General features: G+C 33.2%; 27 protein-coding genes and 1 pseudogene. 20 read left to right on the top strand and 8 right to left on the bottom strand.

The genetic code is table 11. The features are described 5' to 3' along the window. Nucleotides 1–12: 12 nt before the first annotated feature. From AB1282_RS22640 to AB1282_RS22620, 5 genes are all read right to left on the bottom strand, one after another. Nucleotides 13–1,635: a nitrite/sulfite reductase gene (locus AB1282_RS22640; RefSeq protein ID WP_056475101.1), complete on the bottom strand. Its 1,623-nt coding sequence runs from the start codon at nt 1,633–1,635 to the stop codon at nt 13–15. Nucleotides 1,636–1,646: 11 nt separating this feature from the next. Continuing rightward, nucleotides 1,647–2,243 carry an adenylyl-sulfate kinase gene (gene cysC / locus AB1282_RS22635; protein ID WP_056475104.1) on the bottom strand — a complete coding sequence of 199 codons (597 nt, stop codon included), beginning with the start codon at nt 2,241–2,243 and terminating at the stop codon, nt 1,647–1,649. Nucleotides 2,244–2,255: 12 nt separating this feature from the next. Beyond that, nucleotides 2,256–3,407: a sulfate adenylyltransferase gene (sat, locus tag AB1282_RS22630; RefSeq protein ID WP_429900490.1), complete on the bottom strand. Its 1,152-nt coding sequence runs from the start codon at nt 3,405–3,407 to the stop codon at nt 2,256–2,258. A gap of 79 nt (nt 3,408–3,486) precedes the next feature. After that, on the bottom strand, nt 3,487–4,188 hold the full coding sequence (locus AB1282_RS22625) for a phosphoadenylyl-sulfate reductase (RefSeq protein ID WP_056475110.1): 702 nt from the start codon (nt 4,186–4,188) through the stop codon (nt 3,487–3,489). Between the two features lie 120 nt (nt 4,189–4,308). Next, the gene (locus AB1282_RS22620) at nt 4,309–4,452 is read right to left on the bottom strand and encodes a YezD family protein (protein ID WP_056475111.1); all 144 of its coding nucleotides are present in this window, start codon (nt 4,450–4,452) and stop codon (nt 4,309–4,311) included. A gap of 339 nt (nt 4,453–4,791) precedes the next feature. Between AB1282_RS22620 and AB1282_RS22615 the strand changes: the two genes are divergently transcribed. The 3 genes from AB1282_RS22615 (at nt 4,792) to AB1282_RS22605 (ending at nt 8,385) form a co-directional block, all read left to right on the top strand. Next, a complete protein-coding gene (locus tag AB1282_RS22615) occupies nt 4,792–5,217 on the top strand; it encodes a divergent PAP2 family protein (protein ID WP_335486216.1) in 426 nt (141 codons plus the stop codon). Between the two features lie 136 nt (nt 5,218–5,353). Then, nucleotides 5,354–7,585, top strand: coding sequence for an MMPL family transporter (locus AB1282_RS22610; protein ID WP_056475114.1), 2,232 nt, complete (start codon nt 5,354–5,356; stop codon nt 7,583–7,585). A gap of 164 nt (nt 7,586–7,749) precedes the next feature. Continuing rightward, nucleotides 7,750–8,385, top strand: a complete 636-nt coding sequence (locus AB1282_RS22605) for a peptidylprolyl isomerase (RefSeq protein ID WP_056475117.1) — start codon at nt 7,750–7,752, stop codon at nt 8,383–8,385. An 89-nt stretch (nt 8,386–8,474) separates the two neighbouring features. Here AB1282_RS22605 and AB1282_RS22600 read toward each other — a convergent pair whose 3' ends face one another. Beyond that, the gene (locus tag AB1282_RS22600; RefSeq protein ID WP_082459617.1) at nt 8,475–8,798 is read right to left on the bottom strand and encodes a rhodanese-like domain-containing protein; all 324 of its coding nucleotides are present in this window, start codon (nt 8,796–8,798) and stop codon (nt 8,475–8,477) included. 175 nt (nt 8,799–8,973) lie between these two features. Here AB1282_RS22600 and AB1282_RS22595 point away from each other — a divergent pair, with 175 nt between their 5' ends. From AB1282_RS22595 to mntR, 3 genes and pseudogenes are all read left to right on the top strand, one after another. After that, complete coding sequence (locus AB1282_RS22595; RefSeq protein ID WP_056475122.1) at nt 8,974–9,807, top strand: lipoate--protein ligase family protein; 834 nt, start codon at nt 8,974–8,976, stop codon at nt 9,805–9,807. A 96-nt stretch (nt 9,808–9,903) separates the two neighbouring features. Then, nucleotides 9,904–10,260: pseudogene (locus tag AB1282_RS22590) on the top strand (spore photoproduct lyase family protein); the annotation flags it as partial. A 182-nt stretch (nt 10,261–10,442) separates the two neighbouring features. After that, on the top strand, nt 10,443–10,880 hold the full coding sequence (gene mntR / locus AB1282_RS22585) for a transcriptional regulator MntR (RefSeq protein ID WP_056475124.1): 438 nt from the start codon (nt 10,443–10,445) through the stop codon (nt 10,878–10,880). A gap of 11 nt (nt 10,881–10,891) precedes the next feature. Here mntR and AB1282_RS22580 read toward each other — a convergent pair whose 3' ends face one another. After that, nucleotides 10,892–11,287, bottom strand: coding sequence for an SA1362 family protein (locus tag AB1282_RS22580; RefSeq protein WP_056475127.1), 396 nt, complete (start codon nt 11,285–11,287; stop codon nt 10,892–10,894). 118 nt (nt 11,288–11,405) lie between these two features. After that, nucleotides 11,406–12,335 carry a DUF1385 domain-containing protein gene (locus AB1282_RS22575; protein ID WP_429900487.1) on the bottom strand — a complete coding sequence of 310 codons (930 nt, stop codon included), beginning with the start codon at nt 12,333–12,335 and terminating at the stop codon, nt 11,406–11,408. A 205-nt stretch (nt 12,336–12,540) separates the two neighbouring features. Here AB1282_RS22575 and AB1282_RS22570 point away from each other — a divergent pair, with 205 nt between their 5' ends. From AB1282_RS22570 to AB1282_RS22505, 14 genes are all read left to right on the top strand, one after another. Further along, complete coding sequence (locus tag AB1282_RS22570) at nt 12,541–13,152, top strand: YqhR family membrane protein (RefSeq protein ID WP_056475131.1); 612 nt, start codon at nt 12,541–12,543, stop codon at nt 13,150–13,152. An 89-nt stretch (nt 13,153–13,241) separates the two neighbouring features. Next, the gene (aroQ, locus tag AB1282_RS22565) at nt 13,242–13,700 is read left to right on the top strand and encodes a type II 3-dehydroquinate dehydratase (RefSeq protein ID WP_056475134.1); all 459 of its coding nucleotides are present in this window, start codon (nt 13,242–13,244) and stop codon (nt 13,698–13,700) included. Then, entirely contained in the window at nt 13,687–14,748 is a 1,062-nt protein-coding gene (locus tag AB1282_RS22560; RefSeq protein WP_056475136.1) for a M24 family metallopeptidase, read from the top strand. The genes aroQ and AB1282_RS22560 overlap by 14 nt, the downstream gene beginning before the upstream one ends. Nucleotides 14,749–14,897: 149 nt before the next feature. Further along, on the top strand, nt 14,898–15,461 hold the full coding sequence (gene efp / locus AB1282_RS22555; protein WP_056475139.1) for an elongation factor P: 564 nt from the start codon (nt 14,898–14,900) through the stop codon (nt 15,459–15,461). Nucleotides 15,462–15,542: 81 nt separating this feature from the next. After that, on the top strand, nt 15,543–16,031 hold the full coding sequence (locus tag AB1282_RS22550) for a DUF456 domain-containing protein (RefSeq protein WP_056475142.1): 489 nt from the start codon (nt 15,543–15,545) through the stop codon (nt 16,029–16,031). 359 nt (nt 16,032–16,390) lie between these two features. Beyond that, nucleotides 16,391–16,672, top strand: coding sequence for a YqhV family protein (locus tag AB1282_RS22545; RefSeq protein ID WP_286131759.1), 282 nt, complete (start codon nt 16,391–16,393; stop codon nt 16,670–16,672). Between the two features lie 16 nt (nt 16,673–16,688). Next, nucleotides 16,689–17,609, top strand: a complete 921-nt coding sequence (gene spoIIIAA, locus AB1282_RS22540; protein WP_056475145.1) for a stage III sporulation protein AA — start codon at nt 16,689–16,691, stop codon at nt 17,607–17,609. Then, nucleotides 17,610–18,122, top strand: coding sequence for a stage III sporulation protein SpoIIIAB (gene spoIIIAB / locus AB1282_RS22535; RefSeq protein WP_056475148.1), 513 nt, complete (start codon nt 17,610–17,612; stop codon nt 18,120–18,122). A 12-nt stretch (nt 18,123–18,134) separates the two neighbouring features. Further along, nucleotides 18,135–18,338: a stage III sporulation protein AC gene (gene spoIIIAC / locus AB1282_RS22530; protein WP_088072847.1), complete on the top strand. Its 204-nt coding sequence runs from the start codon at nt 18,135–18,137 to the stop codon at nt 18,336–18,338. Nucleotides 18,339–18,364: 26 nt separating this feature from the next. Then, nucleotides 18,365–18,754, top strand: a complete 390-nt coding sequence (gene spoIIIAD / locus AB1282_RS22525) for a stage III sporulation protein AD (RefSeq protein ID WP_056475648.1) — start codon at nt 18,365–18,367, stop codon at nt 18,752–18,754. A 21-nt stretch (nt 18,755–18,775) separates the two neighbouring features. Next, nucleotides 18,776–19,945 carry a stage III sporulation protein AE gene (gene spoIIIAE, locus AB1282_RS22520; RefSeq protein ID WP_056475150.1) on the top strand — a complete coding sequence of 390 codons (1,170 nt, stop codon included), beginning with the start codon at nt 18,776–18,778 and terminating at the stop codon, nt 19,943–19,945. Nucleotides 19,946–19,953: 8 nt separating this feature from the next. Then, a complete protein-coding gene (spoIIIAF, locus tag AB1282_RS22515; RefSeq protein ID WP_056475153.1) occupies nt 19,954–20,571 on the top strand; it encodes a stage III sporulation protein AF in 618 nt (205 codons plus the stop codon). A gap of 6 nt (nt 20,572–20,577) precedes the next feature. Beyond that, nucleotides 20,578–21,270: a stage III sporulation protein AG gene (spoIIIAG, locus tag AB1282_RS22510; RefSeq protein ID WP_082459600.1), complete on the top strand. Its 693-nt coding sequence runs from the start codon at nt 20,578–20,580 to the stop codon at nt 21,268–21,270. Nucleotides 21,271–21,291: 21 nt separating this feature from the next. Then, nucleotides 21,292–21,894, top strand: coding sequence for a SpoIIIAH-like family protein (locus AB1282_RS22505; protein WP_056475155.1), 603 nt, complete (start codon nt 21,292–21,294; stop codon nt 21,892–21,894). Nucleotides 21,895–22,157: the final 263 nt, after the last annotated feature.

Raw genomic sequence — 22,157 nt, 5'->3', positions numbered from 1 at the left:
CACCGACTTTCTTTAAGATGCTTTTACAGTTTCAAGAATGGAAGTTAAATATGTTTGTAATTCTTCAATTCCAACTCTTGCTACATAATCTAAAAAGGCTTCTGAAGGGAGTTTATTTTCCTTAAAGTGCTGCAAGAATTTTTCTAATACTAGGTGAAGGGCAGGGGATTCAACCTTCCCTTTTAATTTTTCATTTAATTTACCACCGTTGGCTAATGTACCACCTACATAGATCTCAAAAGCCTCTACTAATTCTTTTTTCTCATTACGAGCCTTGATTCCTTGAAGTCCTATATCAGCGATTGCTCTTTGACCACAAGAGTTAGGGCAACCAACCATATGAATTCTAACAGGTACATCTAAAGTGATTTTTTCATCTAAATAAGAAGCTGTTTCCTTCATACGAGCTTTCGTTTCGACTAAAGCTAAATTGCAGTATTCATTTCCTGTACAAGCAACAGAATAACCAATAAATTTTGGCGGTATTGGTGTGAATTTTTCAAGTATTGGTTCTTTCAATAATTCATCAATATTTTCTGCTGGAATATTTGGCAAAATTAAATTTTGTGAATTACAATTGCGTATTTCACCATTACCGTATTTTTTTACAATTCTAGCTAACTCAAAAACTTCCTTAGAATGCAATCTTCCAACAGGGATACTTAATCCAACATAATTTAATCCTTCTTGCTTTTGTGGTTGTACCCCATAAAAATATCCTGCATTCCATGACTGTTCAAAGCCAGTTCCTTTTGTTAATAGCTTACCTGTATATCCTTCTAAAACTTCTTTAAACTTTTCTACGCCCCAATCAGCGACTAAAAACTTTAAACGAGAGTGATGGCGTTTCTCACGGTAGCCATAATCTCTAAAGATTGTTGTAACGGCGATTGCAACTTCCTTCACTTGATGTGGTAACAGGAATACATCCAGTTCTTGAGCTAAATGTGGAGCGGAAGATAGCCCGCCACCAACTTTTAAATGGAAACCAGAAGTTTCTTTGCCGTTAATTTCTTTAATAGCCGGAATAAATGAAATGCAGTTAATTTCTGCATTCGAAGCATTATTTTTATTTGTACTGATTGACATTTTATATTTTCTAGGCAGATTCGAGAATTCTTCATTAAACTGAAAGAATTCATAAACTTCCTTCACAATAGGTGTAGTATCAAATAATTCATTCGGATCGATCCCTGCAAGTGGATTTCCAACGATATTACGTGTTATATCTCCACATGCACCAGCACTAGATAGACCAACTTTTTCTAAACGAGTGAAAATATCTGGTATTTGATCAATTGTTAACCAATGAAATTGGATCGCTTGTCGGGTTGTAATATCATATACATCTCGACCATAATCACGAGCGATTTCTGCTAATGTTATAAGCTGTTCATGTGTTAATATGCCAGACGGAACATTAACTCGCATCATAAAATAGCCGGCTTCCTTTGGTTTTTGTAAATAGCATCCAGCCCACTTGAATAAATCCCATTGATCTTTTGGAATTGATTCAAACCCATTTTTAGCATAGTAGGGGATGTCATCGTAAATTTTAAGTCCATCCTTAACGAGTTTCTTTTTTTCAGTTTCATTTAGCTTAAGATTGTCTTTCCATTTTTTCTCAAATGCCATCGAACATCACCTTACCCAATATAATTTTTACTCTTTAAAAATTGCAATATTGTTTCAACACATTCTTGTACAGATTGCTTATCAGTATTTAATGTAATTTCTGGATTTATTGGTGCTTCATACGGAGAGCTGATGCCCGTAAAGTTTTGAATTTCACCATTTTTCGCTTTTTTATAAAGTCCTTTCGGATCTCTACTTTCACAAGTTTCAACGGAGCATTCTACGTAAACTTCAATAAACTCATCTTGTTCGACTAATGACCGAACGATATTTCGATCAGCAATAAATGGGGAGATAAAAGCCGTTAAGACAATTTGCCCATTATCAACAAAGAGTTTTGCTACTTCACCAATTCGTCTTATGTTTTCAGTTCGATCATAATCAGTGAATCCTAGATCTTTGTTTAAACCGTGACGAATATTATCACCATCTAATACGTATTGTTGAACATTAAGATGGAATAGTGCTTTTGCAACCTCGTTAGCAATCGTCGATTTACCTGAAGCAGATAAACCAGTAAACCATAAAATACAGCTGTGGTGATTGTTTTTTTGACGACGGTCTTCTTTTGAAATACTAGCCTGATGCCAAACGATATTTTTAGACATTTAACTTTACTCCTATTCTACAGAAATTGATTCAGGTTCTTTTAAACCTTCAATTAGTACTTCAACAACTTCTTTTCTACTAAAAGCAGAAGGAGGAATTTCACCTTTTTTTAGCATTTCACGAACCTTCGTACCGGATAACGTTACGTGATGCTCGCTACTATGCGGGCATGTTTTGGTAGATGCCATATTTTCGCACTTTGAGCAATAGAAACTATTTTCAAAGAATAGGAGAGAGATACCTAATTCGTCTTGTGAAAACTTTTGAAAGATTTTTTGTGCATCATAAGTTCCGTAATAATTACCAACACCAGCATGATCACGACCAACAATAAAATGCGTGCATCCGTAATTTTTTCTAACAATCGAATGGAACACAGCTTCTCTTGGTCCTGCATATCGCATTGCGGCAGGGAATACGGCTAAAAATACACGATCTGTTGGATAATAGTTTTGGAGTAATACTTTATAGCTTTTCATTCGGACTTCTGCAGGAATATCGTCCGATTTTGTTTCTCCAACTAATGGGTTTAAGAACAAACCATCCACAATTTCAAGTGCGGTTTTCTGAATATATTCATGGGCACGATGAACTGGATTACGAGTTTGAAACCCAACTATTTTCTTCCAATTTAATGATGCAAATTTTTCTCTCGTTTCTTTTGGACTTAAATAATGTTCAGTGAATTGAGTACGATTAATTTGTCTAATAACAGTTACTTCGCCACCTAAATAAACATCACCACGAGAATACATTTTTGCTACTCCAGGGTGGTTTGTGTCAGTTGTACCATAAACAAACTGAGCCTCAAGTAATTTGTTAGGTGTATAAATATCATCAATCTTTAATAAGCCATATACATTATTTTCCCAAGTCAGTTTAACTAGTTCTCCTAGTTTTAGATTGCTAGCTAATTGTCCACTAATAGGAAGGGTAATTGGAATACTCCACACATTCCCGTCTTTTAATCTCATTGTGCTTACGACTTGCTCATAATCATCCTTTCCTAAATAACCAGTAAGGGGACTATAAGCTCCATTTCCAATTAACTCTAGATCACTTAACGCAATTAAATCTAAAGGAATTTCCTTCAAACCATCTTTAACAGTAACTTCTGGATTAAAGCGATTAATTAAGACACCGCCATGAGGGGCTAAACTCATTTCTAAACACTCCTTCAATTTTCCTATTTTAATAGTTAGTAAGAATAAACTTTCATTTTTTAGCATCTATTATAGACAACTAATCATGTAACCCACATTCAGTTTTTTGTGATCCAGACCAACGACCAGAGCGACTATCTGAAGAACTTGAAGCAGGTAATGTACATACCTCACAACCAATACTCGGGTACCCTATATCGTGTAAAGGATTGTACGGTAGATTTTTGTAATAGACATATCGCCAAACTTCCTTCCAAGTCCAATGGATTAACGGACAAATTTTAATTGAGCTGAACTTATTATCTAGATTAAGAAATTCTGTTTTTTGTCTTGAAGGAGATTGTTCCCTTCTTAAGCCAGACACCCAAGCTGGAGCCCCCTTTAGAGCTTCTTGAAGCGGTAGGATTTTGCGAATATTACAGCACTTATTCGGTTCACGTTTCCATAACTCATCTCCATGAATACTTGCTTGCTCTTCTAAAGTCAGACTTGGTGTTTTCTTTTCTATTTGTAAGCTTGGATATTTAGCTTGCACGCGGTCTATTAATTCATAAGTTTCCTTGAAATGTAGGCCGGTCTCTAAGAAAACAACCTTTGCATCAGGTTTTACTTTTGAAATTAAATCAATTAATAAGATTCCCTCAACTCCAAAGCTGCAAGCATAAACTAGGTCATCACCATAGGTTTTGTAAGCCCACTCTAGTACTTCAAGTGCACCTTTTGTTTCATTATCAATCGAAAAGTCAGGAATGCTTTTCACGTTCCAATTTTCAAATCTCATTTTCTTTCCTCCAATTGACTATTGAAGCCAAGTTATCCTAAAAAGAAAAGGCAGCTCAAATCTACATTTTCATACGTAGACTTGAGCTGCCTCTAGTTTTTCTAGTCAGCAGGAACATATTTACTTTAATCGTATTTTTTCTTGCTTTTCTACTTGAATAATTCTCCCATCTTGAACGACTAATGTGATTGTTCCAAATCTTAAACCATTAAGTAACGATTCCACGACCTCAATGATGGGTTTTAAGTCGTTGGTTTGGCTCATGAGCTTCCTCCTAGAATTTAATTACAACTAAGTCTATCAGAATTATATGGATTGTCAATTTCAAAAATGATAATTTATTAAAAATTTATATATTTCTTAATTTTGTATGATGTGATTAAAGTTCCCCAAGATATGTCAAATATATGGAAATTATTAGTAAAATCCATTATGATAAATAAAACAGTGAACTAATAAGATTGTTCCAAAAGTAAAACTCTGTTTTGCAATTTAATATTTAACAAAAATTATTTTGTTCTTATAAGCTATTAATGAATATACAATTATGTAAGAAAGTATAATAATGGAATAACAATTATTTACACCAAAAGGAGGCACGTTTTGACGATTCTTCATAACGAACCATTAATTTCAGCCGTAATAGCGTGGTTTATTGCGCAGTTTTTAAAAGTCATTATTCATTTATTTAAAGAAAAAGAATTTGATATATCTAAGTTTTTTGCTTCTGGTGGTATGCCAAGTTCACATTCCTCAACAGTTACTGGATTAGCATTAAGTGTTGGATTAACAGAAGGATTTGAAAATGTTACTTTCGCAATCTCAGCAATTTTTGCTACGATTATTATGTATGATGCTTCTGGTGTAAGATTGGCTGTTAGTAAACATGCAAAGTTATTAAATGATTTTTTTCATGGAAGAATTAAAAATTATAAAGCATTAAATGAACTAGTAGGTCATACTTCATATGAAGTTGTTGTTGGAGCATTAATTGGAATCATCATTGCAATCATAGTTTCAAGATTTTAACGCTCTAATATAAATCAAATTGATTTATATTATGGGCGTTTTTTTACATGTTTTCTGACTCAAAATATAAATCAATAGGCGAATTTACATCGGTTTGATAAGATATTGGTAGGATATGTAAATAAGGAGTGGAAAAATGAAAAGTACAGTAAGTGAAAATAGTGCTTGGAAAAAGGTGGGTCGAACGATTTATCAATTCCGATATTTTGTTATTGCAATTTTAGCTGTATTTTCAATCATTCTAGGTATTTATTCGAAGCATTTACCTGGCATTTTAGATGGAGATGGTTTTAGAACACCTGGAGAGTATGAAAAAGCTAAGAATGTACTTGAAAAAGAATTTGAACAATCGCCAGATTCACTCATCATTTTACTTGAGCGAAAAAAGGGTGCCACAAGCGTCGAATTCCAATCTGACATTGAACGGATTGTGAAGGAAGTTCAAAAAGAAAAGAATATAAAACAATTTCATGACCCTCTAACGAATCCGGGTATGAAAAAAGATAATATTGCTTACATGTCTCTTTTATACAATGAGAAGGATCACGATAAGCTTGTTGATCTAAACAATAAATTTGCAAAAAAAGTAGAGTCATTATCAGATGATACAGTAAAGGTAGGGACAACTGGATTTACAATCATTAGTGATGTAATGAATAAAACTAGTCAAGAAGACTTAAAGAAAGCAGAAATGATTGGTGTTCCGATTGCGTTTATCGTTCTATTTTTTGCGTTTGGAAGTTTAGTTGCATCTGCTATTCCAATCATAATCGGTATGATTAGTATTTTAAGTACATTTGGAATTCTATTCTTTATAGGTAAGCATGTTGATTTATCAATCTTTGTCTTAAATGTTGCACCGATGATTGGATTAGCATTATCAATCGATTTTGCGTTATTATTCGTAAGCCGTTATAAAACTGAATTACAAAATCATTCAACAGTGAAAGAAGCAATTAGTGTAACATTTGCAACTGCAGGAAGAGCGATTATTTTTTCAGGTATTTGTGTATTTATTGGATTATCAGCGCTGTACTTCATAAATATTGATCTATTTAGAAGTGTCGCAATAAGTGGGGCAGTTGTTGTATTAGTTAGTTTATTTTTATCTTTAACTTTATTACCAGCAGTACTTTCAGCTCTTGGTAAAAATATTAATAAAGGTACGTTAAAATCGATTGCGAATCGAAGCCAAGACCAGCAACAAGCAGTTTGGAGAAAATTTGCAAATTTCGTTATGAAAAGACCAATCATCATGGCACTAACATCATTAATCATTTTAGGTCTTTTCGTCATTCCAATCAGGGATGTGCACCTAAATATACCGACAATTGATGCACTACCAAAGGATGCAACGTCGCGAATTAATTATGAAAAATATCAAAAAGCTTTTCTTCCGGAAGCTCAAAAACACGGAACGATCTCAATTGTTTTAGAATCTAATACTGATTTTTTAAAGCAAAATAATGTTAACGCATTAGATAAAATTCAGAAGAAGCTTGAAGATGACAAAAATGTTTATGAAGTTAAAAGTGTATTAAATGCAGTTAATTTAAACGCTCAGCAATTATTACCTGCTTTAAAATCTCCAAATGCATCAAAAATTCAGCCTGCGATTGATGCCTATATTAAAAAGAATAAAACTTATATTCAAGTATTCTTTAATTCTGATCCTAAATCAGGAAAAGGAAAGCAATGGGTAAGGGATTTTGAAGATAAATATAATGGGAAAATTGAGGGACTTGATTATACTGTAGGTGGCCAAGTGAAATTTGAACAAGAATTATTTGATGAGATTACAGATAATATTGTATACGGTTTACTTGTGATTATGGTTAGTACTTTTATCATACTAATGATTGCATTTAGGTCCATTATCATTCCAATCAAAGCGATATTGATGAATGTATTATCTTTAAGTGCAACGTTTGGAATCATTACTTGGCTATTTCAAGGTGGTAATTTTGGCCTACCTCAATCTGATATCATGTTGATTTTACCAGTGTTTGTCTTTGGATTAGTTTTCGGTTTAAGTATGGACTATGAAGTATTTTTAATGTCGAGAATGCAAGAGCTATATTATGAATCGGGAGATAATACTTATTCAACAAGAGAAGGATTAGTATCGACGAGCCGAATCATCACATCAGCAGCATCCATTATGATTGTTATTACAGGAGCATTTGCTTTTACGGATATGGTACCTGTTAAACAGATGGGAATCGGGATTGCTATAGCCATTTTCTTGGATGCTACAATCGTTCGCTTAGTTTTAGTTCCTAGCTTAATGCAGTTATTTGGAAAATGGAATTGGTGGTTTCCATTTGCGAAAAATAAAATCGAGGAACCATCTGAACGAGTTGGATAATTCAATTAAAGGAAACTGTTATTCAGTTCATATTTGAATAGCAGTTTTTTTATATTTTAGTGAAATAACTCGGTCTGTGTAAAAATTCCCAATTTTTCGAAACTATAGATAATGCATGGTCAAATTTGGTAAACTAAAGAAATGAAAGAGGGGGAGAAGGGAAAATGTTAAAAAGATCGATTAGAGCAATTTTAATAAGCTGTCTTGTATTAACGCTCAGCTTATTAGCAGCATGTGGAAACAATAATGAAAAATCTGCAAATGGTAAAAAACATGGGAAATTACCAATAGCAACGATAAAGGTAAAAGACTATGGTGTTATTAAAGCTGAATTATATCCTAATATTGCACCAAACACTGTAGATAATTTTATCTCACTAGCAAACAAAGGATTTTATAATGGATTAACATTCCATCGAGTTGTTAGAGACTTCGTAATTCAAGGTGGCGATCCTCAGGGAACTGGTGGCGGTGGTCCAGGATATGCAATTGATGGCGAATTTACATCAAACGGCTTTAAAAATAACTTAAAACATACAACAGGTGTACTATCTATGGCAAGAACTGGTGATCCAAATAGTGCTGGAAGTCAATTTTTCATAATGGCGAACGATACTCCTGACCTTGATGGACAATATGCTTCATTTGGTAAAGTGACTGAAGGAATCGATATTGTTAAGAAAATTGACGCTGTTGAAGTAGATTCAATGGAAAAACCTGTTACTCCAGTAATCATCGAGTCTATAAAAGTAGATACAAAAGGCGAGAAATACGCTAAACCAAAAACTCATAAAGAATAATGAGTTTTTGGTTTTAATGGCTCCTACATAAAACGCAAAAAACTACTTCACAAAAATGAAGTAGTTTTTTCATTTAAATTAAATGTGGATTATAAACCTTTTTTTATTTTACCAGACCAAAGTTTGTAGCCGCCTTTAAGTTGGTAAAGTTCTGTTACACCTTGTTTACGTAAAATACGTGCAGCTTGTCCAGGACGAACGCCCATTTGATCATATAAATATACTGCTTGGTCTTTACGAATTTCTTTTGAACGCGTTTTTAATTGTGCGAACGGAATATTACGAGCACCTAATATATGGCCGTTCTTAAAATCTTCTTGATCTCGTAAGTCAATTAGCTGAGCTTTACGGTAGCCAGCACGAAATTCTTCCTCACTTAACGTTTTAATTAAACGTTTTTGGTAGAAATACATAACTATTGAGTATACAATGATACCTAGTACGACAAAAATTATTGGTAAAAACTGACTCAAATTTTTCAACACCTTTCAATTACCTACTTATCTTATTATAATTCTCTAGTAGGATTGTGCAAGAAACTTTCATTAAAAAAGTAAAAATTTATCGAAAAATGAGGAGATTTTCAACATGACAAAGACAAAGTGGAATTTTATTAATAGCGGAGTAAAATCAGGTAGCTATAATATGGCTCTTGATGAATGTTTAATCAAGTGGCAAAGTGAAGAAGGTTTTCTTCCAACACTTCGTTTCTATGAATGGGAAAATCCTACTGTAACAATCGGATATTTCCAAAAAAACCAAGAAATAAGTTTAGAAGCATTAAAAAAATATAACGGTGATTTTGTAAGACGCCAAACTGGTGGAAGAAGCGTACTTCATCACGATGAATTAACTTATAGCGTAATTGTCCCAGAAAGCTACCCAAATATGCCGGTATCAGTTACAGAAGCATATCGAGTTATTTCAATGGGAATTTTAGAAGGGTACAAGCTACTTGGTTTAGATGCATCTTTTTCTGTACCAAAAACTGCTGAAGAAAAAAATCAATTAAAAAACCCAGCAAGTGCCGTTTGCTTTGATGCTCCATCATGGTATGAAGTTGTTGTAAATGATAAAAAAATTGCTGGAAGTGCTCAAACGAGACAGAAGGGCTCAATTCTTCAGCACGGTTCAATTCCTTTAAATATTGATGTTGATATGCTATATGACCTATATATTTTCTCTTCAGACGCAGTGAGAGATAGAATGAAAAAACGATTCTTAGATCGTGCAACATGGATCAATGCAGAAAGTACTACTCCTAAAACAATGGCTGACTTGTATGAAGCATTTGAAAAAGGCTTCGAAATGGGCCTAGATATCGAGTTGGTGCCTTATGAATTAACAGAGGCTCAAGAGAAGGAAGTACAGGAATTAGCTGCTACTAAATACAATACTGAGGAATGGAATTTACGTAAGTAGTTTTTTATTGAAAGCCTTTTTGGCTTTCTTTTTTTGCATTGAGGAGGGCGAATAAAGGAAGAAGAGAGCAAATAAATCTGAGAGACTGCAAATTATGCAGGATATCATTTTGGCTTTATTGTTGTGCTCCTATTTATATGCATGAAGATTGAGTAGTGGGCTATGAGGAGCTTTTTTTATTCGTTTAAAGGATGCATTAGGTGAATTGGCAAATGAGAAGATGATGTTTGAACTTTTCAACATCGTTTTACTAAGCCTGCCAAAAAGGTGATTTTAGAGAGGTATCCTAATACTAAACTTGAAATGGATGAAGAGAAAAGGAAATATAAATGGGGAAAATACGGAATTGGAAAATATGTTTATCAAAAAGAAGAAGCTGCTTCAATTTAAGAGACAATTTCTGGTTATATAAAAAAGTATTTTCCTAATGGAGAAATTCAATATTTTACATAATGAAGTGTATCTATTTCATAGGTACACTCTTATTATTTTCATCATACTCTTATACAGAATGACGATCTATTAACATTTAAATGAGTTCACCTTAATTGCACTTTTGGTTTATGTGTTGTATCATTTTATTTGATGCTTATTGTGACGGAATAAAGTTTGAATGACTGTATTGGAGGAAGATCATGCCCACACCAAGTATGGAAGATTATATTGAACAAATTTACCTTTTAATTGAAGATAAAGGGTATGCTCGCGTATCTGATATTGCCGAAGCATTATCTGTACACCCATCGTCAGTGACCAAAATGGTGCAAAAACTAGATAAAGACGATTACTTAATTTATGAAAAATATAGAGGGTTAATCCTAACACAAAAAGGTAAAAAGATGGGAAAAAGACTTGTCTATCGCCATGTATTACTTGAGCAATTCTTAAGAATTATTGGGGTAGATGAAAACTTAATTTATCAAGATGTTGAAGGAATGGAACATCATATGAGTTGGGAAGCGATTGATCGAATTGGAGAACTAGTACAGTTCTTTGAAGAAGATAAAAATCGAATCGAAGAATTAAAAAATATTCAAAAGTCGAATGAAACCCAATCGAATTCGAATAATTAAAAAGACCGTGCTTAGTAGGAAGCACGGTCTTTCTTTTTGCCCTTTTCACCCTCAATCACAGTTAAGTGACTTGCATCCTTTGTTCGTTTTTTTAACAAAGGTGTGGAGGTACTTTTTCTTGAAGTGGGCTTTGATTTGTTAATCGATTTTTTTAACGAGCTAGATTTTTGAGTGTTATATTTCTTTACAGTTTGTTTTGCAGCCTTACGATAGGAGTCCTGATGGCTTCTTTGGCTGTTTGAAGATGAAAAAACTCTATAAATAAAATAAATAATTAAAAGGATTAATCCAATAAACAAAAACCGTTGTAATAATTTTGCAGGATCGTTTATCAACTGAGCAATTAAGCCAAAAAGTGCTAATGCTATTATTCCATAAAATATTGATGAGTACACTTTTTGATTCACTTTAAGCACCTCCTAAGTGAAGAGTAAATTAGTTATTAAATGTATTAGAAAAATATTGTTTCTTATAGTTTATTACATTTTATCCAATAAGTTGATATTTTTTACAAAATTCTGTCAATTAAATCTTGTTATTTTTTTCCACTTCTAAAAGTCGGTTAAATGAAGCGATGGATACTTCAACTTGATCATCAGTCGGCTCTTTAGTTGTTAATAATTGAAGCCATAATCCTGGGTAACCTACCCATCTTAATATAGGAATATTTCGAACTTTATTTGTTAATTGTAGAACCTCAAACGAAACGCCTATAACAACTGGGATTAATAAAAGTCGATCCACAATTCTTAGCCAAAGTGGGCTTGTTGGAACTAAGAAGTATATGAACATACCAACAATTACAGTAAATAGAATAAAGCTACTTCCACAACGATAATGTAGTCGAGATTGTGATTGGACTCCTTCGATCGTTAAAGGAATATTGTTTTCATATGCATTTATCACTTTATGCTCTGCACCGTGATACATAAATACTCTTTTTATAAATGGAGTCAAGGAAACTAAGTAAATATAAATTAATAAAAAACATAGTTTTAAGACACTTTCTATTATGACTTGTTGAAAATCGGTTTCAAAAATTGGTTTCAATGTTGCAGCCAGAAGAACTGGTACAAGTGTAAAAATAACTTTACCAACTAAAAATGATAAAACGGCTAATAATGAAAGTCCGAGATAAGTTGCAAGCGTACCTTTTTGTTTTTCACGCTCAATTGCAATTTTCTCATCATCTTGTGGATCAATCCCGTATCTTTTAGTTGAGTAATTTAAATGCTTGGATCCATTAATGCTTGCTTGTATAATCGCGACTACACCACGGACGAAAGGGATTTTCTTTAATTTTTGCATTGTCCGATTTATATGTATCGGTTCTTCATAATATTGTATTTCTTCATTTGACCTGCGGATTGCAGAGACTGTATGTGTTTTGCCACCAAACATTACGCCCTCTACGATTGCTTGCCCCCCATAAACTGCTTTATTTTTCTCTCTCATGTTGCACCAACCTAAACTTGTTTTTTATCTATTACTATCTATTGTAAATGTAAGCATAATAATGGTGCAAGTAAGAAGTAGGAAAATAGTGTAATAATCGAAAAATTTTTAATTTTCTAATAAAAATTCAGAATCACATTAAAGATTTCTTTGTTGGACATAATACTCAGAGATATTTAGCAATGTATGGAAAGGGAAATGATATATGCCAGATAAAGATAAAGAACAAGAAAAGGAAATGCAGGATCAAGAAAACAATCAAAATCAAGATCAAAATCAGGATCAAAATCAGGATCAGGGTCAAAGTAAAAATCAAAATGAATACCTAGTGCAAGGTGGCGATGCTGATGCAAAAGAGAATAAGAACTTTAATAAGATTGCTAGTATTGGGTTTTTCGGTGGTATATTTTGGTCTACTGTTTTATTAGTTCTTAGTTATTTTGATTTTACTCAAATTGGTCCAAATTTTGTTTTAGAAAGAATCAAACTTGGAAAATGGGCAAATGGTTATATTGAAAACTTAATTTCTATAGTTGGTATAGGAATTATTTCGATCATTATTGCATTTGTATTTTATTTTATCGGTAGAAAATTTAACGGAGTTCTGCCAGGTATATTTTTTGGTGTGCTCCTTTGGGTTATTGTTTTTATTGTCCTTGGTAAATTAGCATTCGATTTAAAAGCAATTAAGAATTATTCGTCTGATACGACAGTTACTACAATCTGTTTATTCATTTTATACGGAACTTTTATTGCATATTCTGTTTCTTTTGCATTTCAAGAGCAAAAGGCATATTTGCGTGGCTATTCAAAATAGTCTGGCCTATGATAAAATAAACCTTGGGTATTCCAAGATATGTTTGTTTGGGATAAATATGCGAAAAATGATGGGTGGAGACTTTTAAAATGGCTAAGTTTTTGTTATTGAATGGACCTAATCTAAATATGCTCGGTCAGAGAGAAGTTTCTATCTATGGTTCAACTACATTAAAGGATATTGAGGATCATTTAGCATCGCTTGCACATGAAGATGGGGATACGATTGATTGCTTTCAATCGAATCATGAAGGTGAATTAATCGATAAACTGCATGCAGCAAATAATGTCTATGATGGGATTCTGTTTAATCCTGGCGCATTTACTCATTACAGTTATGCAATTCGTGATGCAATTGCAAGTATTACCGTGCCAACTATTGAAGTACACATTTCAAATATACATAAAAGAGAAGAGTTCCGACATACTTCAGTATTAGCTGCAGTAACTGTAGGGCAAATCGTTGGTTTAGGTGTGTATGGATATGATTTAGGTTTAAGTGCGTTAAAAAACATAAGTAGGGGAGAGCAAAACAATGGAAAAAATTAAAAAGTTACGTGAAGCTTTAGTAGAAAAAGGATTAGATGCATTATTAGTAACTAGTACATACAACAGACGTTACATGACGAACTTCACAGGTTCTGCTGGTGTTGCTTTAATTACTCAGGACAAAGCTTTATTCATTACTGATTTCCGCTATATTGAACAAGCTACTAGCCAATGTGAAGGTTATGAAATCGTTAAGCATGAAGGTTCAATTCCAGCTGAAGTTGCAGCTTTAACAGAGAAATTAGGCGTATCAAAACTTGGGTTTGAACAAGATCATGTTACGTTTACAGAATTTGGTTCTTACCGCAAAGTAGCAAAAGCAGAATTAGTTCCTGTAAGTGGATTAATTGAAAAATTACGCTTAATTAAAACAGATGCAGAGATTTCAATCATTAAGGAAGCTGCTAAAATTGCAGAATCTGCTTTTGATCATATTTTAGGATTTATCCGTCCAGGTGTTACTGAATTAGAAGTATCTAATGAGTTAGAATTTTTTATGCGTAAATTAGGTGCTACTTCATCATCATTTGATACAATCGTTGCTTCTGGTACTCGTTCTGCCCTTCCGCACGGTGTAGCATCTGAAAAAGTAATTGAAACAGGTGATTTTGTAACGTTAGATTTTGGTGCATACTATAAAGGGTATGTATCAGATATGACGAGAACAGTTTCTGTTGGTGAGCCTCATTCTGATTTGAAGAAAATTTACGATATCGTTCTTGAAGCTCAATTACGTGGTGTTAACGGAATTAAAGCAGGAATTACTGGTAAAGAAGCTGATGCTTTAACTCGTGATTATATCACGGAAAAAGGTTATGGAGAATATTACGGACATGGAACTGGCCATGGTATTGGTTTAGAAGTACATGAAGGACCTGGCGTATCATTCCGTTCTGATACAGTATTAGAGCCAAATATGATCGTAACTTGTGAACCAGGTATTTATATTCCAAATCTAGGTGGAGTTCGTATAGAAGATGATTTAATCGTTAAAACTGGTGGTAACGAAAACTTAATGTCTTCACCAAAAAACCTAATCATTTTATAAGTTTTCATTAGATTAGAAAATAGAACTACACAAAAAGCGTATTTTACTTTATGATATAAAGTTGTAAAAGAAATTCATGGTAAGAGAAATGGTTCTTTTTTACACAATACATACTTATAGAACCATTTCATTTTTTAGGAGGATATTTAATGATTTCAGTAAACGATTTTCGTACAGGTTTAACAATTGAAACTGACGGTGGGCTTTGGCAAGTAATCGATTTCCAACACGTTAAACCTGGTAAAGGTGCTGCATTCGTACGTTCAAAACTTCGTAACTTACGTACAGGCGCTGTACAAGAAAAAACATTCCGTGCTGGTGAGAAAGTAGCAAAAGCACATATTCAAAACCGTAAAATGCAATATTTATATGCTAATGGTAACCAACATGTATTCATGGACAACGAGTCATATGAGCAAATTGAATTACCAGAAGCAAATATTGAACGTGAATTAAAATTCCTTAAAGAAAATATGGAAGTTTATATCATGACTTTTGAAAGTGAAATTTTAGGTGTTGAATTACCAAACACAGTTGACCTAAAAGTAGTTGAAACTGAACCAGGTATTAAAGGTGATACTGCTTCTAACGTTACAAAACCAGCTACAATGGAAACTGGTTTAGTAGTACAAGTACCAATCTTCATTAATGAAGGCGAAGTATTAATTATTAACACAACTGAAGCTAGCTACGTTTCACGTGCAAAATCTTAATTAAATGTAAAAAATGGAGGCACTTATTTAACAAGTGTCTCTTTTTCTTATTAACAAATTTAAATAAGTAAGGGTGATTAAATGGTTACATCAATTGTTCTTTGGACATTGATTATCATTTGTTTTGCATTGGCGTTTATTGCGCTAATCAAACCAATAATTCCAGGTGTACCAGTATTATGGGTAGGGTTTTTAATTTATTATTTTGGAATTAATAAAAGTAATTTAAATATGTCGTTTTGGATTATTATGCTGATTTTTACAGCTGTTATTTTTCTAGCGGATATTCTGGCTAATAAATATTTTCTTAAAAAATACGGTAGTACAAAAACTGGTGAAAGAGTAGGTTGTTTAGCTGTAATCGTTGGCTCGTTTGTTTTTCCTCCCTTTGGCTTAATTATTGTCCCATTCGTTTCTGTATTTATAGCTGAGAAATTACAAGGGAAGAATACGAAAGATTCGATTAAATCTGCATGGGCGACAGTTGTCTCATTTATTAGCAGCTCATTAGCAAAAGCGGTATTACAAGTTATTATGGTTATAATCTTTTTCGTTTATATGATATTTTAATTTGCATTAAAGAAAGTATGGTCATGTTAATTTCCATTACAGGATGCGCACTTTCCTTGGGGCCGGACCTTTAGCCTTCCGGTATCTCACATAGGGGTCGAGCATCTTTTTCATTCCAAACAACTTATTAAAATTGATAAATTAATCTATGAGTAAGTAATTTTAAGGATTAAGCCTAAATAGTGACTTATGAACCCTTTTAATCCAATATTGACTATGTAATATGCAAACAAGCTAAGAGAGAAGTTATACGACTTCTCTCTTTTTTTGTGCTTTCTAATTAATGTTTGTCTTCTGAAATGGACATGTTCAGCATATTAGTAATAAAAAAGAATGAAAAAAGGAAAAGGTGTGTAGCTATGAAGGATTGGATTGATTCAATGGATCGAGCAGTTCTAAGTATGGGAATGCTCAGAGTTTTTGGTGGAAGTGTAGAATTGATTGCTGCTTTTACAATTTTATATTTAAACGACATTAAGAAGGCATTAGCAGTAAATAGTGTTTTGGCAACAGTTGGACCTATTATTCTCATTTCAACAATGGCTATTGGGATTATAGGTGTTGCATCTAAATTAGATCCTATTCGATTAGTTTTAGTAGTTTGTGGTGTGTTTTTAATCATGTTGGCAGTTTTTAAATGATAGGATGTGACCTTTTATGGAAGAGGTTTTCAATGTATTGCCTACATTAATTAAAGAAAAGCTACAGCGTTCATATGGAGACCTACAACAAGTAGAGGAATTAAGGTTAAGGATCGGGCGTCCAGTTGAAGTAATTTCTAATAATCAATCAAATTTTATACCTTATATCCTAACAGAAGAAGAAGGCGGGCAGATTCTTGGGAAGCTAAGTCAATTTTCAATTTATACGATTGAGGAAGAATTGAAAAAAGGCTATATCACAATTAAAGGTGGTCATCGAGTCGGGTTAGCTGGTCGCGTTGTAACTGAAAACGGAATGGTTAAAATGATTCGAGATATTAGTTCTTATAATTTTCGTATTGCAAAAGAAAAAGTAGGAATAGCTAATCCATTTGTAAAGTATGTTTATGAAGGAAGATGGAAAAACACTATGCTGATTGGCCCGCCACAAGCAGGGAAAACAACATTACTTAGGGATTTTGCTAGAGTGGTGAGTCAAGGTGATGCCATGAGGGGAATAAGGCCTGGGAAGGTCGGTATTGTTGACGAGCGATCTGAGATAGCTGGTTCAGTTAAAGGGGTACCTCAATATACATTTGGTGAAAGAATTGATGTATTAGATGCATGTCCAAAGGCTGAAGGAATGATGATGCTTGTAAGGTCGATGAGTCCTCATGTCATTCTTGTAGACGAAATTGGAAAAAAGGAAGATGTAGATGCGATTTTAGAAGCAATCTTTGCCGGTGTTCAATTAATAGTGACCGTCCATGGCTATTCACTAGATGAAATAAGAAAACGCCCTTCTCTTTTGCCTTTGTTTCAAAATGGGACATTTGAACGATTTATCGAAATTTCAAGTTTTCCTTCACCTGGTACTGTTACAGACATTAAAAATAAGGATTGCTCTAGTTTATTTCATCCAAGGGCGGTGTTTTAAATGAGGTGGATTGGAGCGCTTGTTATCATTTTTTCAACAAGCTGGCTTGGATTTTATTTTGCACGTAGATTATCAGAACGGACAAAAGAATTAAGGGGCTGGAAGTTGGCTCTTCAATCTCTTGAGGCAGAGGTAATGTATAGTCAATTGCCACTGCAAGAAGCGTTTAGAAGAATTTCGAGTCAATTAAAAGGACCGATTAATAGCTGTTTACAAGATTTTGCAATTCAACTTGAAACGAGTGCATTTTCAGCGAAAGAAGCCTGGGAAAATTCATTAATGAAATATGCTAAAACTGTCTCGATTAAAGAGTCTGACATACAAGTATTATTACAGTTTGGTGAGACGATTGGTATGCATGATAAATATTCACAACAAAAACAAATCATTTTAGCATTAAAACATTTGGAAAGAGAAGAGCAAGAAGCAATCGATTCGCAGGGCAGTTATGAACGAATGTCTAAAATGCTAGGAGTTTTAAGTGGAATATTAATCGTTATATTACTCTTGTAGGAGGGATTTAGATTGATTACAAATTATGCTCTTATGTTTCAAATAGCTGGGATTGGAGTAATTGCTGCAATTATCCATGCGGTTTTAAAAAAAGCCGGACAAGAAGAGTTTGCTACATGGACGATTATAACTGCATTCATTATCGTATTTCTTCAAGTTATCACAAAAGCTGGTGATCTATTTAATAAAGTTCGGGATGTATTTCTATTTCATTAGATTAGGGGTGAGAGTCTTTGGAAATCATCCAAATTGTCGGCATTGGGTTAGCTGCCACATTTGTCATTCTTTTATTAAATCAATTTAAAATGAATAATTTTACTTTAGCAATAACTGTTTTTATAAGCTGTGTATTATTTTTATTTTTATTGGATAAGGTGCAATTCTTATTGGAACAAATTCAAAAGCTAGCAAATCAGGCGAGTATTAAAAATGTGTATGTTGAAACTTTATTAAAAATAATTGGGATCGCATACATAGCTGAATTTGGAGTTCAAATTACGAAAGATGCTGGCCAAGGAGCAATTGCTTCCAAGATTGAATTAGGGGGCAAAGTACTTATTTTGGTTCTTGCAATACCGATTTTAACAGCTTTAATAGAAACAATTTTAAGTTTTTTACCAAAAATTTCTTAGATGTAAGGAAAGGAGGACATTATGTCAAAAAGGATGAAAGTTTTTCTTCTTTTCTTTGCTCTCTTTTTTTTAGTACCAAGAATTGTACAAGCTGCTCCTCCACCTGCTGAAATAGTAAATGAACAAATACAAAAGTTAGGGATCGATGATGTGCAACAATATTGGGATGAAGTAGTTCATCAATATGGTGGTTTTTTACCCGAGAGTCAAAAAGGGGACTTTATCCAATTTATTAAGGGAGAAAAGAAATTTTCATTACAAGAATGGTTTATTGCATTTGCTAAATATATATTTTTTGAGTTATTAAGTAATGGAAAAATATTAGGGATCTTAATTATGTTAGTTATATTTAGTTCTTTACTCCAATCATTACAAAATGCATTTGAGAAGAGTACGGTCAGTAAGATTGCAGATAATGTTGTTTTTCTAGTATTAGTAGTTTTTGCATTAAATAGTTTCTATATTGCTACGCAGGCCACCCAAGATGCAATTACAGTCATGATTGATTTTTTACGAGCATTAATACCTATTTTACTAGCTTTGATTGCGACATCAGGTGGTGTCATATCTGTTGGCGTTTTCCATCCAATCTTAATATTTTTAATGCATACAAGCGGATTACTAGTGACGTATTTTGTACTACCTTTAATTCTTGTATCTACAATTTTAAGTATTGTAAGCATTATCAATGATGAGTTAAAGGTAACAAAATTAGCTTCTTTAATAAGAAATGTTGCTGTAGGTGTACTAGGAATCTTTTTAACTATTTTTTTAGGCGTGTTAAGTGTACAAGGTTTGACGACTGCAGTATCGGATGGGGTAGCAGTAAAAACAGCTAAATTTGTGACAAGTAATTTTATTCCAGTTGTTGGTAAAGTTTTTGCAGACGTTACAGATACAGTTATTAGTGCATCTTTATTGTTAAAAAATACAGTTGGGATTGTAGGTTTAGTTACTTTATTAGCAATCGTTGTATTCCCAGCTATTAAAATATTGGTTTTAGCTTTAATTTATAAATTCTCAGCGGCGATCTTACAACCAGTTGGAAGTAAAAATATCATTAGCACGATTGATACGATCGGAAAAAGTGTAACTTATTTATTTGTTTGTTTATCAATCGTTTCATTAATGTTTTTCTTAAGTATGACTTTAATAATAGCGGCAGGAAACATTGTCGTCATGTTTAGGTAGGTGAGAAAATGGAATTCTTTATACACTGGGTTTCAAATATTATCGTCTATATATTAGTTGCAACCGTCATTATGATGTTAATTCCAAATACCGGCTTAGCAAAATATGTACGATTTGTAGCGAGTCTATTATTAATTGTCATGATGCTCCAACCAATTTTTCAATTATTCAGAGTAAATATACAAGAAGTGCTAGCAGGGTACCAGTCTAAAACGTATGAAGCAAATGGCGAAATAAAAAATGAAATAAATAATAAGAAAAATGAAATACAAGAAGCAGAACGTGCATATATATTAAAACAAATGGCTGTCCAAATGAAAAAGGACGTTGAAAAAAGCTTTTCAAAAGAATTTGAACAGGTCATTACAAATGTGGATTTACAAGTTAAAGATGGAGTTACTACAGTAAAAACAGCACAAGATCTATCTAAAGTAATCGTTTACGTAGGCCCTAAAAAAGATGAGACAAGCAATGTAGAGCCTGTTCAAGAAGTATCAATTAATTCCGATCAGCCTGTTCAGACAGACGATGAAAAAATTAAACAACAAGAGTTACAAACTTTTTTAGCAAATAAATGGGAGCTTGAGGACAAGCAAATCGAAGTCAAAATGGAAGGAGGGGAGTAATGACAAATGAAGAAAAAGATTCCACCAATAAAATTAGCAGACTTTCTAAAAGGAAATGGCGATGACAAAACCTCTTCTGACAAAGAAAAAAGTCCATTTAAACTAACGAGAAAATATGTACTAGCTCTACTGGGACTCGGGATTTGTTGGATGATTGCTAGCAATCTATTTGCTAATACAAATCAAAAAACGAATTCAATGCTTTCACCTATTTCGACAGAAACGAGTGGAACACCAAAAAATAATGAAAAAGCTGTTGAGACTCTTGGAAGTGATGGTGGAAAATCATCATCAAACAAAATGGAAGAATATGAAACAAAATATGAACAGCAGCTAACAGAAACATTAAATAATATGGCTGGTGTAAGTAATGTAAAAGTAGTAGTAAATCTTGAAGGTAGTGGAAAGAACGTTTATCAAACAAATAAAACGAATCGTACTCAAGAAACTGAGGAAACAGATAAACAAGGTGGAAAACGAAATATTGATGATCAATCACAAGAAGAGCAAGTAGTCATTATTGATAACGGTGATAAACAAGAACCTGTTGTAGCCGAAACTGAAATGCCAAGAATTAGAGGTGTACTCGTTATTGCTAAAGGCGCTGAAAACCTTGAAGTAAAGTCAATGATTCGAGAAGCTGTAACGCGATTACTTGATGTACCAAGCTATCGTGTCTCTGTACAACCAAAAAAATAAGAGGAAGAAGGTAAAATTTAAATGAAAAAACAAACGATTTGGTTATTAACAATGTTAAGTTTAGTTGTTGTATTATCAGTTTATTATGTTACGACACCTGATAATTTAAAAACAACAAGTTTTATGAACATGAATAACAATACAAATACAGATTCATTAGACTCAACTCCTAAAGATACTAAGAAGACAGATTCTAATACTGATTCTAAAACAAATACTTCTAAAACAAATACTTCTAAACAAAACGGTAAAGAAACTGCTTCTCAAGAAAATTCTACTAGTGAAGTATTCTTAAAACAGCGAATGGAACAAGAAGATCAAAGAAGTCAATTAATTGATGAATATAAAGCTACTGTTGACTCAGCAACTGCATCAGCAAAAGAGAAGAGTGATGCATTCACTAATATGAATGAACTTCAAAAATTAACTGCATTAGAATCAGATGTAGAATCTATGATTAAAGAAGCTGGCTATAAAGATGCACTAGTTCGTTCTGACAAAGATGAAGTAAAAGTAGATGTAACGTCAGCAAAACCAAGCAGAAAAGCAGCGAATGACATCATTCAAATGACAAGAAGTGTCTTAGGTGAAAAACTAGTAGTTGTAAAATTCCAAGTTAAATAATTTTTTGAACAAAGCCAGTAGAAGTTTACTCTACTGGCTATTATTTTTTTAAAAAAGGAAGCCCGCGTGAGGTTGATTTCCATTACAGGATGCTCGCTTTTTCATGGGGCGTGACCAGAGCTTCTCTAACATTAACTATATGGCAAAGTATTAGGGGTATCTCAAGAGAACTATTCATTTATAGTTTAGAGTATTGATTTATTTTTTTATAAATTAGGAGAGTTTTATGTGATTTAGTATGAGTTGGAGCACATTTGCTAGTT

It is taken from the genome of Gottfriedia sp. S16(2024) (assembly GCF_050473765.1).
Lineage (GTDB): Bacteria > Bacillota > Bacilli > Bacillales > Bacillaceae_G > Gottfriedia.
The sequence above is the reverse complement of the archived record's forward strand: the minus strand, read 5'-3'. Positions and strand labels throughout refer to the sequence as shown.

Bases quoted from the DNA above. Each gene is read 5' to 3' on its own strand.
- AB1282_RS22545 (WP_286131759.1), top strand. From the start codon at position 16,391: ATGAAGGATTGGATTGATTCAATGGATCGAGCAGTTCTAAGTATGGGA.
- AB1282_RS22505 (WP_056475155.1), top strand. From the start codon at position 21,292: ATGAAAAAACAAACGATTTGGTTATTAACAATGTTAAGTTTAGTTGTT.
- efp (WP_056475139.1), top strand. From the start codon at position 14,898: ATGATTTCAGTAAACGATTTTCGTACAGGTTTAACAATTGAAACTGAC.
- mntR (WP_056475124.1), top strand. From the start codon at position 10,443: ATGCCCACACCAAGTATGGAAGATTATATTGAACAAATTTACCTTTTA.
- AB1282_RS22560 (WP_056475136.1), top strand. From the start codon at position 13,687: ATGGAAAAAATTAAAAAGTTACGTGAAGCTTTAGTAGAAAAAGGATTA.
- AB1282_RS22625 (WP_056475110.1), bottom strand. From the start codon at position 4,188: ATGAGATTTGAAAATTGGAACGTGAAAAGCATTCCTGACTTTTCGATT.
- cysC (WP_056475104.1), bottom strand. From the start codon at position 2,243: ATGTCTAAAAATATCGTTTGGCATCAGGCTAGTATTTCAAAAGAAGAC.
- spoIIIAA (WP_056475145.1), top strand. From the start codon at position 16,689: ATGGAAGAGGTTTTCAATGTATTGCCTACATTAATTAAAGAAAAGCTA.
- aroQ (WP_056475134.1), top strand. From the start codon at position 13,242: ATGGCTAAGTTTTTGTTATTGAATGGACCTAATCTAAATATGCTCGGT.
- AB1282_RS22620 (WP_056475111.1), bottom strand. From the start codon at position 4,452: ATGAGCCAAACCAACGACTTAAAACCCATCATTGAGGTCGTGGAATCG.
- AB1282_RS22550 (WP_056475142.1), top strand. From the start codon at position 15,543: ATGGTTACATCAATTGTTCTTTGGACATTGATTATCATTTGTTTTGCA.
- AB1282_RS22600 (WP_082459617.1), bottom strand. From the start codon at position 8,798: ATGTATTTCTACCAAAAACGTTTAATTAAAACGTTAAGTGAGGAAGAA.
- AB1282_RS22570 (WP_056475131.1), top strand. From the start codon at position 12,541: ATGCCAGATAAAGATAAAGAACAAGAAAAGGAAATGCAGGATCAAGAA.
- AB1282_RS22575 (WP_429900487.1), bottom strand. From the start codon at position 12,335: ATGAGAGAGAAAAATAAAGCAGTTTATGGGGGGCAAGCAATCGTAGAG.
- AB1282_RS22595 (WP_056475122.1), top strand. From the start codon at position 8,974: ATGACAAAGACAAAGTGGAATTTTATTAATAGCGGAGTAAAATCAGGT.
- AB1282_RS22605 (WP_056475117.1), top strand. From the start codon at position 7,750: ATGTTAAAAAGATCGATTAGAGCAATTTTAATAAGCTGTCTTGTATTA.
- spoIIIAE (WP_056475150.1), top strand. From the start codon at position 18,776: ATGTCAAAAAGGATGAAAGTTTTTCTTCTTTTCTTTGCTCTCTTTTTT.
- AB1282_RS22640 (WP_056475101.1), bottom strand. From the start codon at position 1,635: ATGGCATTTGAGAAAAAATGGAAAGACAATCTTAAGCTAAATGAAACT.
- spoIIIAB (WP_056475148.1), top strand. From the start codon at position 17,610: ATGAGGTGGATTGGAGCGCTTGTTATCATTTTTTCAACAAGCTGGCTT.
- spoIIIAF (WP_056475153.1), top strand. From the start codon at position 19,954: ATGGAATTCTTTATACACTGGGTTTCAAATATTATCGTCTATATATTA.
- AB1282_RS22610 (WP_056475114.1), top strand. From the start codon at position 5,354: ATGAAAAGTACAGTAAGTGAAAATAGTGCTTGGAAAAAGGTGGGTCGA.
- spoIIIAG (WP_082459600.1), top strand. From the start codon at position 20,578: ATGAAGAAAAAGATTCCACCAATAAAATTAGCAGACTTTCTAAAAGGA.
- sat (WP_429900490.1), bottom strand. From the start codon at position 3,407: ATGAGTTTAGCCCCTCATGGCGGTGTCTTAATTAATCGCTTTAATCCA.